11 protein-coding genes and 1 pseudogene are annotated in these 12,923 nt (G+C 68.1%); 3 read left to right on the top strand and 9 right to left on the bottom strand.

What is annotated here, in order from left to right:
• Nucleotides 1–571, bottom strand: a pseudogene (locus V7E46_RS29505) (ISNCY family transposase); the annotation flags it as partial.
• 480 nt (nt 572–1,051) lie between these two features.
• Between V7E46_RS29505 and V7E46_RS29510 the strand changes: the two are divergent.
• From V7E46_RS29510 to V7E46_RS29520, 3 genes are read left to right on the top strand one after another with little or no spacing between them, the layout of a single operon-like run.
• Entirely contained in the window at nt 1,052–2,296 is a 1,245-nt protein-coding gene (locus V7E46_RS29510; RefSeq protein WP_333771282.1) for an ABC-three component system protein, read from the top strand.
• Nucleotides 2,293–2,781: a three component ABC system middle component gene (locus V7E46_RS29515; protein ID WP_333771283.1), complete on the top strand. Its 489-nt coding sequence runs from the start codon at nt 2,293–2,295 to the stop codon at nt 2,779–2,781. Before V7E46_RS29510 ends, V7E46_RS29515 begins: the two co-directional genes overlap by 4 nt.
• Nucleotides 2,778–4,715 carry a DUF3732 domain-containing protein gene (locus V7E46_RS29520; protein WP_333771284.1) on the top strand — a complete coding sequence of 646 codons (1,938 nt, stop codon included), beginning with the start codon at nt 2,778–2,780 and terminating at the stop codon, nt 4,713–4,715. The genes V7E46_RS29515 and V7E46_RS29520 overlap by 4 nt, the downstream gene beginning before the upstream one ends.
• A gap of 608 nt (nt 4,716–5,323) precedes the next feature.
• Here the strand turns inward: V7E46_RS29520 and V7E46_RS29525 are convergent.
• The 8 genes from V7E46_RS29525 to V7E46_RS29560 all read right to left on the bottom strand — a co-directional run bounded on the left by V7E46_RS29525 (nt 5,324) and on the right by V7E46_RS29560 (nt 12,781).
• The gene (locus V7E46_RS29525; protein ID WP_333771285.1) at nt 5,324–6,352 is read right to left on the bottom strand and encodes a PP2C family protein-serine/threonine phosphatase; all 1,029 of its coding nucleotides are present in this window, start codon (nt 6,350–6,352) and stop codon (nt 5,324–5,326) included.
• Nucleotides 6,353–7,165: 813 nt separating this feature from the next.
• Entirely contained in the window at nt 7,166–7,363 is a 198-nt protein-coding gene (locus tag V7E46_RS29530; protein ID WP_333771286.1) for a hypothetical protein, read from the bottom strand.
• 3 nt (nt 7,364–7,366) lie between these two features.
• Nucleotides 7,367–7,711 carry a hypothetical protein gene (locus V7E46_RS29535; RefSeq protein ID WP_333771287.1) on the bottom strand — a complete coding sequence of 115 codons (345 nt, stop codon included), beginning with the start codon at nt 7,709–7,711 and terminating at the stop codon, nt 7,367–7,369.
• A 436-nt stretch (nt 7,712–8,147) separates the two neighbouring features.
• Complete coding sequence (locus V7E46_RS29540) at nt 8,148–8,852, bottom strand: hypothetical protein (RefSeq protein ID WP_333771288.1); 705 nt, start codon at nt 8,850–8,852, stop codon at nt 8,148–8,150.
• Nucleotides 8,845–9,408, bottom strand: a complete 564-nt coding sequence (locus V7E46_RS29545; RefSeq protein WP_333771289.1) for an RNA polymerase sigma factor — start codon at nt 9,406–9,408, stop codon at nt 8,845–8,847. The genes V7E46_RS29540 and V7E46_RS29545 overlap by 8 nt, the downstream gene beginning before the upstream one ends.
• Nucleotides 9,401–9,625, bottom strand: a complete 225-nt coding sequence (locus V7E46_RS29550; RefSeq protein WP_333771290.1) for a hypothetical protein — start codon at nt 9,623–9,625, stop codon at nt 9,401–9,403. The genes V7E46_RS29545 and V7E46_RS29550 overlap by 8 nt, the downstream gene beginning before the upstream one ends.
• 109 nt (nt 9,626–9,734) lie before the next feature.
• Entirely contained in the window at nt 9,735–10,115 is a 381-nt protein-coding gene (locus V7E46_RS29555; RefSeq protein ID WP_333771291.1) for a hypothetical protein, read from the bottom strand.
• 47 nt (nt 10,116–10,162) lie between these two features.
• On the bottom strand, nt 10,163–12,781 hold the full coding sequence (locus tag V7E46_RS29560) for a DEAD/DEAH box helicase (protein WP_333771292.1): 2,619 nt from the start codon (nt 12,779–12,781) through the stop codon (nt 10,163–10,165).
• Nucleotides 12,782–12,923 lie beyond the last annotated feature (142 nt).

The raw sequence follows: 12,923 nt of genomic DNA on the forward strand, positions 1-12,923 counted from the left end.
AGGCGATGAACCAGGTCACCCACGGCGTGGCCAGCTCACCTTCCACATCGACCTCGACAGGCACGTGCTTGTGGTCGCCCTCCCACACCGCGTTGCGGTGCGTTGCCGGCCGCTGCCCGAACACGTCATGCGCGTGCCGGGCAGCTTCCCCACTCTTCAGCCCAGCCCGCTCACCGCGGGTCAGGTCCCGGCGAATCGCCCGGTGCAACGTCGACAGCGACGGCACCGCCGGCGCATCCGGATCCTCGGCCGCCCGCTGCACCAGCTCGGCGTGGACCCGGGAGGCGTTCCCGCCCCACAGCGCCAGCAGCCGCCGGACTTCTGCGGTGACCGTGAAATGGGACGACTCCACCCGGGCAAGGCGATGGTCCTCCCGGGCAGCGGCCAGCCACCGCCACACCGTCCGCTCTGACCTCCCCAACGCCTGTGCCACCAGGCGCACATGCGCGGCCGTCAGCTCTCCACGCCCGTCGAGGTCCAGCAGCCGGGGCATCGCCGCTGCCCGCCCCGACGCCGACGGGAACACGGCCAGGGGGTCGCCTTGCTGCTGCTTGCTACGGCTTCCCGGCATGTGCGGCTCCTCTCCGGCCGAAGACTGGACAGCACGGCCTGCCGTCCTGGTCCCAGGTATCCCAGCCCTTCGGCATCCAACTGACCGGAATCGGCATAGCACTGACAGCAACCATCGCCATCCGGTACAGATGTGCCCGTGCACGGGTCGGCGATCGCACGCCAGCGCGCAGAAGTGGCGGCCAGTTGGCCCGGGATGCTGCCCGCCCAGCTCGTGGTGTTCGGAGCAGGACAGCGGCGGGAACAGGCAGGCGGCCCCGGCCAGCGCGACGGGGACCGGCCGCTGCAGGATGGTCACCTCGGTGATGGCGGCCGACTTGCCGGCTCTCAGGCGTCCGTCGGCGGGCTGGGACGTCGGCTCGGCTGGCTGACGCGGCGTCAATGATCAGCCGTCTCCGATCACAGAGACCACTCGGCGCTGGTCCATGGAGCATGGCTAGGATCGCGCACGGGGAGTGCGGGGACCGATGAGGGGGATCGGATGACGGAAGACATCAGCCCATTTGCTGCGACAGCATCCGCGATGGGCTACCTCTACCAGCTCCGTATCGCTCTGCTGCGCTGCACGGACTTGCTGGAGGGCGGGGCGAGCTGGACGGTCGCCCTCGAGGCGGGTGACGACATCGAGTGTGTCCAGGACGGAAAGACGGGTCTGTGGCAGCTCAAACACCGTGCCGAAGGCACGCGGATCACCGACGGCACCAGCGATCTGTGGAAGAGCCTGCGAGTCTGGGCTGTCGCAGCCACGGCCGGGGCAATCGATCTGGATACCGCCGATCTGTTCCTTCTCACCACTGCTGAGGCAGCCCCGTCGAGCGCCGCAGTGCACCTCAGCTCAGCCCCCGACGATCGCCGTGACCCTGCCGAAGCGCACCGTCTGCTGAAGGAGGCTCGCAAAGCAGCCCGTGCCAGGCAGCAGAAGAAGATAGAGGCGAACCCGGACACCACGGCCAAGCCGTCCGAGCTCTACCAGGCATGGGACACACTGGGGGAACCCGAACAGTTGCGGCTCCTTGAACGCGTCCAGATTCTGCACAGCGCCGAGGACATCCACGCCACCGGTACCAGGCTGCAGGGCCGCGCGGCGATCGCCGTCGGCCGTCAGTACGCCACCTCTTTTCTAGAGCGTCTTGAGGGCTGGTTTTTCCAGCGCGCCATTGCCCAGATGGGAACTTCAGCAGGCCCCGTCACCGGCATCGAATTCGACGAGGCGTTCAGCTCACGCCGCGATCAGTTCCGCCCCGACAGCCTGCCGATCGACGACGACGTGATCAAGCTGCCGGACGAGTCCCGTATCCACTCGGACAAGACGTTCGTCCGACAACTGGGCCTGGCAGGGATTGGGTCCGCTCGCGTCCGCATCGCGGTTCGCGACTGGCTCCGCGCCTCCACCCAGCGGGACCGATGGTCCAACGAAAACTTGCTGCGCCCCGGTGAGATCGACATCTACGAGCGTCGTCTGACCGAGGAGTGGGAGGTCCGTTTCGAGGCGATGCGGGACGACCTCGGTGAACAGGCGGCCGAGGAGGCGATGGCCGTCGCCGCGAAGGCGCTCTACCGATGGGTGGAGCAAGAGGCCCGCTACTCGATCCGCCCCGGCTGCGAGGAACCCTTCGTCACCACGGGGTCGTTCCACATGCTCGCTGAGGGCCTCGATGTCGGCTGGCACCCGCAATACGCAGCCCGCCTGATGACGCTGCTCGAGCCCGCGGGGTCCCGCTCATGACCTATCCCCGGTTGGGGCGCGGTGAGCGGGCCCTGTTCAACCCGGCGTTCATGGGACTCGTCTGCGCACGGACGGTGCGCGAGCACCGAGTCCACAACGAACGCTGCCCCCTGGCGATCGCCGTGACCGCCGCCGTCATGGCACTACAACCCGGAATCCGTGCTGTGCTGCCCAAGACCACAAGCGCCAGCGTCGCCAAATGGGTTGAGGACAATGAAGAGATCCGGATCATGATGGCCGCGAACACCACCGCACTGGCCCCAGTGGTTCGTGCCGGACTGCTCTTCGCTACCCAGACCGGTGTCCTTACAGCCCACCCGGACGCGACCGTGAGCCTGGCAACCCCTCGCGCCATCCCCGCTCAGCCCCGCGGTGAGGCGCCCATCGCGCTCGCGATCCAGAAAGCTGCCGGCATGTTCGGCCGGTGGCTGCCGACCGCTGGCAGCACCTCCACCACACTGACCCTGCTCGGAGTGCGTCCGTGACCTGTCAGATCAGCAGCATCGTCCTGTACGGCAAGCAGCCCGACCAGGTGGAAGTCCTCCCCTTGACTCCCGGGAAGCTGAGCATCGTCACCGGCGACTCCCGCACGGGTAAGACATCCATAGCCACCATCACTGACTACTGCCTGGGCAGCAGCAATTATCCGGTCAAGGCCGGCGTCGTCCGCGACTACGTCCAGGCCTACGCAGTCCAGCTGGTCGTAGGAGACCGGCAGCTGTTCACAGCCCGTCCGGCCTCCAACACCACAACTGCGGCGCCGCGCCTGTGCCTGATCTTCCAGCCAGCCGGTTCCCCGCCACCGGCCATCGATGAGCTCGACTTCACCATCCCGCTCGATGTCGCCCGCAACATGATCACCGAGTTCTGCGGCATCGACCGCAGCGTGCGCATTCCCACCCGCGGCACCGTGCTCAACCCATCGATCCGACACGCTCTCTTCTTCTGCTTTCAGGGGCAGAACGAGATCGCCAATCCCGAGCAGCTCTTCCACTCTCAGGGCCAGGAGTGGCGGTCTTCTGCGATCCGCGACACGCTTCCGTACTTCCTCGGCGCGGTCGACCCCGCCCAGGCAGAACTCACCGCGCGCCTGAAAGCTGCCCGCCAGGACCTCAAAGCCCACGCACAAGAACTCGCCGAAGCCAGCCGGCGCACCCCCGCCCCAGGCATGGCCCGCGCGCTGGTTGCCGAGGCTATACAAGCGCAGCTCCTCCCTCCCCAGCCCGAGGAACCGGATCTTCCCACCGCCCTCGCTCTCCTCACCGAAGCACTGGACTCCCCCCACCAGGCCTTCACCGACCTGCCCGGGGAGGACTCGCTGGCGCTTCTGGAGCGCGAACGGGAGGGCTTGCGGACCCAGTACAACCGTATCCGCGCCCAGATCGGTGATCTGAAGGCACTGCTGTCCGACAGCGGCGACTACCTCGGTACCGCCCGCGACCAGCACGACCGCCTAGCCTCTCTCGGTCTTTTCGCCATCCGCCCTGATGACCCGGAACAGGCGGCCTGCCCGCTGTGTGCCTCCCCGGTCACACCAGCCCATGAGATCGCCACCCAAATCCGCGACGACCTCGCCCGCCTCAATGACGATGTCGCATTCGTCTCCGACGACACCGCACGCACGCGCACCCTGATCGAGGAAGCTCAGGAACAGCAGCGCGACATCAACGCCGCGCTGGTCCGCAACCGGCAGGCACAACAGGAACTGGCCGCCGGCATGAGACAGGCCAACGCGCTGGCGAATCAGGCCCTGCGCGCCGCGAGCGTCCAGGGACGCATCAGCTTTTACCTCGAAACCGCCGCCCTCGCACAGACCTCACCCGCCGTGCGTGACCGGACAGAAGCTCTCACACGGCTCATCGGGGAACTCGAGGACGCTCTCGGCGACGACACCCAGGCTGACCGACTCGCAAGCTTTCTGTCCCGGATCAACCAGAAGATCACCGCCAAAGCCCGCGCCCTGCGCCTAGAGCATTCCGAACACCCGATCCGCCTCGACCTCGCAAAGCTGACCGTCATCGCCGACACCCCGCGCGGCCCTGTCCCCCTTAGCGAGATGGGCAGCGGTGAGAACTGGCTCGGCTATCACATCGCAACCCTGCTCAGCCTGCACGAATGGTGCACGGAGCAGAACCGTCCCCTGCCGCGCTTCTTGATCCTGGACCAGCCATCCCAGGTGTACTTCCCCTCCGACTACGACGGGACCGCGCCCGAACTCGTCGGCAACGACCGGAACATGCTCCTCCGGGCCTATCAGGTCATCGCCGACACAGTCAAGCGGCTTTCCCCTGGCTTCCAGGTCATCGTGATCGAGCACGCAGACCTGGACGGAGACCCCTTCCGCAGTGCCGTCGTGAGGCGCTGGCGCGGCATCGGAACCGGGCTGGTACCAAGCAACTGGATTGACACCGCCGGGTGAACCAGGGCTGCCAACGCCCCAGGAACCCAGCCTTCCTCCGCGAACAGCGTGATGCTGCTGACGGGCGGGCCGCACCCCTCTCCGGAGGTGCACGGCCGGGGGACGTCCGAGACTGCTCGCCGGCCACACCCGTAAGTAGCTCCCGGGAGGGACGGGCCTGCCCGGCGCATCCCGTTTCACTGTCCGCGCGGCCGGCCTGCAGCCGGTCCGGCACCGCCGCCTGGTCGTCGCCACCGCCACCGCGGCCCGGCTGGCCGCGCACGGCCCGGCCCGGCCGGTGTGGCGGGTCGCCGGCACCACGCAGGGTATTGGAGCCTGGACCGGCTCCCCGCCCCGCAGTGACCGGCTGAACGGGCCGGCGCCGGGACCGGCCGGGTGGCCGCCGGGCAACAGGCGGCCGCCCGGGGCCGACCCCTCTTACCTCGCAGACACCCTCGGGCGGCTGGCTCCGCCGGTTCCCGCTGTGGCGCCTGGCGATGGTGCGTACGGTCCGGGGCCATGGACGACACCGAAGCGGCGACTGCAAGACGACGGCAGTCGAGGCGGACCGGGTATTCACGCCCGTTGATGAGGGCACGGCCTTGACGATCGGCGCCGCATACCGACTGTCAGGAGAAACGCGCGGCGAGCAGCACGGCGTCGTCGTGTCGGACTCTCCCGAGGGCTTTCAGCGGCACGTCGATCAGGTCTTCGAGCGGCGGCGAGGCGGGAGCGGCGGCGGTCTGTGCTTCTGACAGCTTCGTAGTCAGACGGGCGAGTCCGGGATCGAGGCCTCTAGTCGGTGACACGATCACTCCGTCTGTGAGGAAGAAGAGCGTCTGGCCCGGGCTCATCTGGACTGTGATTGTCTCGCAGGCGTCTGCTGCCTTGCCGATTGGGAGCCCTGTCGGCATGCCCAGGATGAAGCCGGTGCCGTCCTTGTTCAGCAGGAAGGGCGGGATGTGGCCGGCACTGGAGATGGCGAGGATACGGGTGTCGGTATCGTAGACGGCGCAGACGCAGGTCGCGAGCTGATCTCCCATCAGGCGCTCTGCTTGCTCGCTGAGTCGGTTCAGCGCCTCGTGGGGAGACAGGCTGAGCTGAATCAAGGCATTGAGCTGGCTGCGCAACTGGGCCATGAGAGCGATCGAGAGCATGGAGCCGCCCATCACGTCCCCTGCCGCGAGGGCGACCTTTGTGCCCTTCAGGGGGATCACGTCGAACCAGTCCCCGCCGGCCCGGCGGGGGTCACTCGCCGGCAGGTAGCGGCAGGCGATCTCGAGCCCGTCGATCTGAGGGATTTTCTGCGGCAGGAGCGCGCGTTGCAGGAGCCGGTGGATCTCCGCTTCCCGTTCTCCGGCCGTCTGGAGCCCTCGGTTCTGCTGCCCGTCGCTCTCCTGGACGGCACGCAGCCACACCTCGTACAGCACCTTCTGGTCCTCTTCGGGGCGACCGCCCGGCGCCTGGGAGGAAAGGATCTCCACCAAGGCGTCGATCACCTTCCACTTCGGAAGCCGCCGGCCGCAGAACGCGTCGTGGATGGTGCTCCGGGAGACGCCGGAGCCCTTGAGCGCCTGGGCGATCTCGGCAAGGCTCGGTCGGCCGGCCAGCAAATGCAGTCGATGCAGCGCGGCATTGAGTTCCCGGTGCGCTCCCACCAGCTCAGGCTTGCGGAGTTGCCCGGCACGCCCCACCCGTACACCCCATCGTCCAAAACCATCCGAACCCGTCCGAGAATCATGCCACCACGTACGACTGCGGTGGGAGCTGTCCGATGTCATCGGAGTTCAACAGCACCTCGTCCGAGACGACTTGGTCATCGGCGAAGGTCTCCAGCATCGACGAACCCCGGCCCCCGGGGGGCGGCACACGAAAGAGGACACGTTGACCTTGAAGCGAAACAGGATGACCAGCAAGACCCTTCAAAGGCTCGTACGCGCTGCGCTGTTCGCACTGGTGCGTGGAGCGGCAACGGCGGCCGGTACAACCTTGCTCGCCGCGTTTACCTGGCGGCTGGGCAACCGCTGACGAAGGGGAGCGGTGCGGTGTGTCGGTTCGGGGACAGGTGCTGGTCTTTGCTGCTGCTCGCCCCGATGGAGCTCGCCGACTCCAGGCCCGCCATACGGCGCGCCGCGCGGAACCCGTCCGGCCTCGCGAGCCGCTGTACGGCCGCGTGGCGGTCTACCAGCGCAACCCCAGCGCGCCGAGTTCCGCCCGCCGGCGGCCACATGCCGCTGCGCGGCCTGGTCCAGGCGCTGGACGACACCCGGGACTGAATCTCGCCCTTGGGACAGCGAATTTCTCACCGACGACAGCAGACCTCCCCAGGGCGACTGTGCCGCCCTGATGTCAGCAGCCGGGCGGTTGTGCCACCTCGTGTCAGCGAGGCGCGCGCAGCCGCGCACAAGGGCCGGGCCGGGGCTCCCTGTTGGAGTCCCGGCCCGGCCGGGTGCTGCTGCCTGTGTTGGTGGTCAGCGGGCGGGGCGGCGGGCTCCCCACGAGTAGGCGAGGTCGTCCAGCAGGGTGTCCTCGAGTTGCCCTTCCCATAGCCCGTACAGCAGCAGCCGCGCGGTCTCCATCCGCTCGCACACCACTAGGGTCTCGGGCTGGCCGACAAGGGCGTAGCGGCCGTGAGCGGCGGGGGCGCTGCCGGGCCCATGCGTGCGCACCAGCTACTCCAGGCGCTCGCGGTGCCGGTCGGCGAACGCCTCCAGGCGCTGCACGTACCCGTCGTGTTCTTCCTCGCGCACCGCGGACAACGCGACCGCCAGGATCTCGCTGGACGCCTCGGTGGTGAAGAACTGGTCCGGGGTGGTCAGGGCCCACGTGCACCGCAGTGCCGTCGCCAGAACCTCTGCCGGGTCCAAAGCCGACTCGGCCGGGGCCGCGGGCGGTGCAGCCGGCTGCGGCACCCGCCCGGCCTGCTGCCGGAGGTGGGCGCACAGTTCGGCGCTGGACGCGGCCCGGCCCTGCTGCGCGGCAGCGTCGTCGGCGATGCGCAGTAGATAGCTCGACACCGCCCGCACGCCAGCGAACCAGCCGTCCTCGAACGCCTGCTGCGACCCGTGCGGTGCGCTGCTCTCCGAGATCCAGGTGTGCGCCTCGGCGACAGCCCCGGCCTCCAGGTGCGAGATGAGCAGGTCCGCTTGCGGGCCAGCTCTTCCCCGTACGCGTCGTGCTGCGTGCCCGTCACGCTTCGCCGATCTGCCCAGCGCATCTCCAACTCGGTCAGCTCCTGGCGGCGCTCAGCGCTCAGTTTGTCGGCCCTGCGCCGGGCGTTGTCCAGGAACAAACCGAGCCTGTGTTCGACACCTTCCACCATTTCGACGTGCTTACGCGAAGGCTGGAGGTGTCACAGAGGTGCCTACTCACAAGGCCGGGCCCGGACTCCGCCAGGGAGTCCGGGCCCGGTGAGGTCGTCAGCGATGAGCGCGTCATCCGGGTGGGGGCGGCTCAGGCGGGGAGGTGCTGATCGACGTCTTCTCCGATCTGGTCGAGGAGGTGATCGAGGATGCGGTGTGCCTGGGCGAGGCGTTGCGTGGCGCTGTCGAGGGTGTCTAGGGCGTCGTCGAGGAGCACGGCCTGGGGGTCGGCGGCGGGGCTTTGCAGTGTCTCTGCGATGGTGGTCCAGGCCGCGTTGACGCAATCGTGGATGTCGTTGAATGCCTTGGTGTTCTGCATCCTCGTGAGCGTCCTGCCCTGTGCTTCGGTGATGAGCCGCGGGATGAGCAGCTGAGCGTAGGTCAGCTTGGATCGTGCGGTTTCCAGGGAGGACGGGCCGTCGTTCGTCATGCTCACCAGGCCGTGGAACTGGTCGCTGGTGTGTTGCAGGAGATCGAGGGCTTCCTGCAATTGCTGGTTCTCATCGATGTGGGCGCCTTCGCCAAGACGCCCGGTGACGCGGCGGCCTGGACAGTGCAAGGCGCCCATGGCCTGGCTGTCTGCCGGCCGTGGCCGTTCGGGGTAGGCAGGAAGGGAAGCGAGGTGCCGAAGACCGGCCTTGAGATCGAGGGCGTCGTCGAGACACTGGGACAGCTCTTCGTCAGCAGCTGCGAGAAGCTGATCCAGACGTGTATCGGCAGCCGTGGGGCGGCCCTCTACCGCGACGCTGTCATCATTGGGGACTGGTGTCTCCTTGGATACGGTGTGCTCACTCATCGCGGCCCCCTGTCTCCTCAACGAGAGTCTGCTGCAGTCGACGCCGGGCGCGGCTCCGGTTCTTCCGCACGGCGTCTTCCCGCATATCAAGCGCTCGGGCGATTTCCCGGTCGGTGAAGCCGTCCTGGGACCATGCCATGACGTGCCGCTGCAGCGGCGGCAGCTGGGCCAGTGCGTTCAGGACCCGCTGATTTCCCTCTTTGAGGGTCACGTAGGCGATGGGACAGGTCCCGCCCGGGCGATCGGGGAACGGGTCGTATGGCCTGTCGCGTTGGCCGGTCTGACGCAGATAGCAGCGGTGAGCGACCTTGCGCAGCCACGCCCGCGGTTCCCGGATGTTGTCCCATTTCTCGATGGCTATGGTAAATGCCTCATGGGCGGCGTCGGCAGCCTCGTAGGGGGTCGCGCCGACACGGACCAGGAACCGTGTCAGCTGCGGCATCTCGACGCGGTAGAGGTCCTCAAGACTGCTGGTCGTTAACGCGGACGACGCCCCGTCGGTGTGTGGAGGCGCCTGTGCCGTCTTCCTCGCCACGGGCGAGGAAGACTCAGCCACGGCGTATCCCCGTCGGCTGCGGTCCCGTCACAACCTCGACGTTGCCGGGCCGTTCCAGCAGACGACTGCCGGGCGGCAGATGCCGCACCCGCTCACTGAGGTATTGCTGCTGCATCTCGATTCTGCGTAGTTCGGTACGGCTGGCCACCCAAACGTGCAGCAACCGACACAACCAGCCACACACCATCAGCAGCCCTCCCCCGAGCACCTGGTCCATCACCGTCTGCCTTCCTCGGCGGTGACCCGTTCACCTGCCGACACTATGTAGTGCACGCACCTCCGCCCTTTGTGACCTCGCCGCGCGTGACGTACACCTCACAGCCTCGTCAGGGGAAGACAACGGCGCGGGTGAAGAAGTCGTCCAGCAGGCTGAGCTGATCCGCGTCCGGGTTGGCCGGCTCCCGGCCGCGCACGGTCGTCAACGCGTTGTCCAGGATGGCGGTGAGGTACCGCCGCCGGGCGTCCTCCAGCTGGTAGACCCCACTGAACAGGTTCTCCTCAACCACCTCCACCACGCGGTACAGGCCCTGATCCCCGTAGACGCCGCCGGGCTTCTCCAGCTCCTTGCGCACCTTGGCGACGGCCTCCTCGACCGACCGCCCGTAGGCGTAGTTCGTCACCGCAGCATCACCCGGGTGCGCCAGGCCGGTCCGCTGCGCCACGATCCGGTAACGGAGCAACTCCGCTTCTGCGGCCTCACCGCTCACGCGATGTCCGCGCGGCTCTTCTCCGTACGCGTCGTGCTGCGTGCCTATCACGCTGCGCCCCCTGCCCAGCGCATCCCCAGCTCGGTCAGCTCCTGGCGGCGCTCAGCGCTGAGCTTGTCGGCCCTGCGCCTGGCGTTGGCCACGAACATGCCGAGTTTCCGTTCGATACCGTCCACCATTTCGACGTGCTTGCGCGGGGGCTGGAGGTGGCCCTCCCGGGCGTGGAACTGCCGGGCGGCTGCGAGGTTCGCCGCCCACTTGTCCGCCTGCGTACGGGGCGCCGGCAGCCGCTCAGACGCCTCTGCCGGGGACAGGTGCAGCATGTTCTCCAGCATCCACTGCTGTGCGGGCAGCAGCTGGTCCCAGTCCAGGCGCTGCGCCTGGACCCACGCACCCAGGTCCTCGCCCTGCACCGTGGNCATGTTCTCCAGCATCCACTGCTGTGCGGGCAGCAGCTGGTCCCAGTCCAGGCGCTGCGCCTGGACCCACGCACCCAGGTCCTCGCCCTGCACCGTGGCCTGGCCCGGAGCGGGCAGCGGGGCGCCGGCCTCGATCAGCCGACGACACAGGACGTAGGCCCGCTGCCAGGCGACGGGCCAGGCCGGGCACCACGACGGGTCGATGGCCTCCAGCGCGTCCCTGCGCTCTTCGGTCAGTGCACCCGTGGTGGAGCCGGGCGGCAGCCCCTGTTCGCGCCGCGCCTCGAGCTGCGCCAGCTTCCGCCCCGCGGTCCGCAGATTCTTGGCCCACACCCCCACCGGGTGACCGTTGAAGACCGCCGTGGTGGGCGGGAGGAAGTGCCCGTGCGCGGCCGCCCACCCCTGCGCCGCTGACAGTCCCTCCTGAAAAGCGACGTCCCAATGCGACCACAGCATCTGCAGATCTTCGAGTTCCTTGGCACGCGCGGGCTTCATCTGGCCCGCGTTGTAGAACCGCCGCTGGTCTGCGATCCACGTCCCCAGGGGAAAGTCAGCGGGCTGCCAGTCCTCCGGTGTGGTGAAGCTGTACGGGACTTTCAGATCCCCATTCTCTTTCACGTACCGGGTCGCCGCCTGGATTCCATGACGCCAGTACGTGTTTTCGGGATTGCGAATCCGCAGCCTCATGAACTGCACCAGAATCGCCGGATCGCGAGGGGTGGAGAACGAAAGCAGACTCTGCGCGGGAGCTGATGTGCCGCCGTCTTCGCCCCGGCCCGCTGCCTTGATCTCCGCCGCCGACCGCTTCCGGTACCGGCTGTTCGACTGCTCCTCCGCCAGGGCCTCGATGGTGTCCGTGTCGTGACTACGGAGCGCAGCCAAAACCCGGGCCAACGACTCATAGCCCTTGGAGGTGAGCATGGCGTCCGGGTCTTCGTCCTTGCCGAGGAAAACAGGCACAACCAAGCTGGCCACCTTGCCCTCTCCCGGTTTCATCCGCAGGGCGCGGCCGACGATCTGGAGGATGTCCACGGCAGAGCCGCGCACGTCCCCGAAGAACACAGAGTCACACCCCGGCGTGTCAACGCCTTCGCCGAGAATCCGAACGGAGCTGAGCAGCCGCAGCCGCATCGGCACCCGGTTGCCGTCGGCGCGGGTCCCGACCGGGTTGGCGAAGGTGGTCAGGGTCGCCTTGCGGTGGGCGGGCTTGTGCTCCCCGCACAGCCAGTCCGCCCACACCCGCTCCGGCTCGGGGTACGTCTGCGGGTCGTCCTCCCACAGGCGCCGGGCCACCGCCGGCGCCCCGGCCGACATCGCTTCGGCCTCGCTGGTCCGGTAGTGGAACGTCAGCATCCTGCGCAGGCCCTTGTCGGCGGCGGCCTTCATCGCGGCGGTCTGCAAGGTCGCGAGCCGGGAGCCGCGCACGCTGTCCGACCTGGCCTCGATCCCCAGCAGCGCGGCCGCCTGGAGCTCGGGGTCGGTCACGTCCACGCACACCACCTGGTAGGCCGCGACCAGGCCCAAATTGCGGGCCTGCGAGAGGGTCAGCTTGTACGCCACGCTGCCGAACAAGCCGTCCGGATCGTCTTGCATGCTCGCGATCAGCACCGGAGCCGAACGCGCCCCCTCCTCAGCCTCCGGGGCCTCCCACACCCGCGGAGTCGCCGTCATGTAGAGCCTGCGGTCGGCCGGCACCTTGACGTTGTCGTGAATCGCCGCCCACGGCTTGCTACCCCGACCACTCGTACGGTGCGCCTCGTCCACCACCACCAGCGACCAGGGCGAAAGGCCTGCCTGGTGGGCCCGCTGGAGCGTTCCCAGCCCCACCGAGGCGTAAGTCGCGAACACCGTCACCTGCTCCAGGTCGCGCGTCCAGTCCACCAGCTCGTCCACGTCCGTCGTGCACGCCAGGCCCGCCTCATCCGCCCGCAGCGAGCAGATCCCGTAGAACAGACCACCGCGCCCGCCGGCCCGCCACGCGGCCGCCATCTGTGCCAGAAGGTCCAGCGTCGGGACCAGGACCAGAACCCTGGCCGCCCGCAACTTCTTCGCGGTGAGCACCGCCATAAACGTTTTCCCGGAACCGGTTGCCGCGATGACCTGAGTCCGCAGACCCTGCGCGGGCATTGTCTGACCCGGCAGCAATTCAAGTTTCCGCGCCGCCGCGTCGGACGCCTCGATCTGATGCGGCAGCGGATCAAATCCCGTTTCTACGTCTTCTGATTCTGTTTCGAATACCGCCACCATGATTGTGACGCTCCCCCGTCCCGGGACGATGCGCTGCCCCGGGCGGGTGTGCTCCGGGGGTGGTGTCTGAGTCCAGAGGTTAGCGCAGAACTGCCGTCCGACACGTACTACGACCTGATCGGCAAGGTCGACAACCCGTACG

Origin of the sequence: Streptomyces sp. IBSBF 2435, assembly GCF_036815005.1 — a bacterium.
Taxonomy (GTDB): domain Bacteria; phylum Actinomycetota; class Actinomycetes; order Streptomycetales; family Streptomycetaceae; genus Actinacidiphila.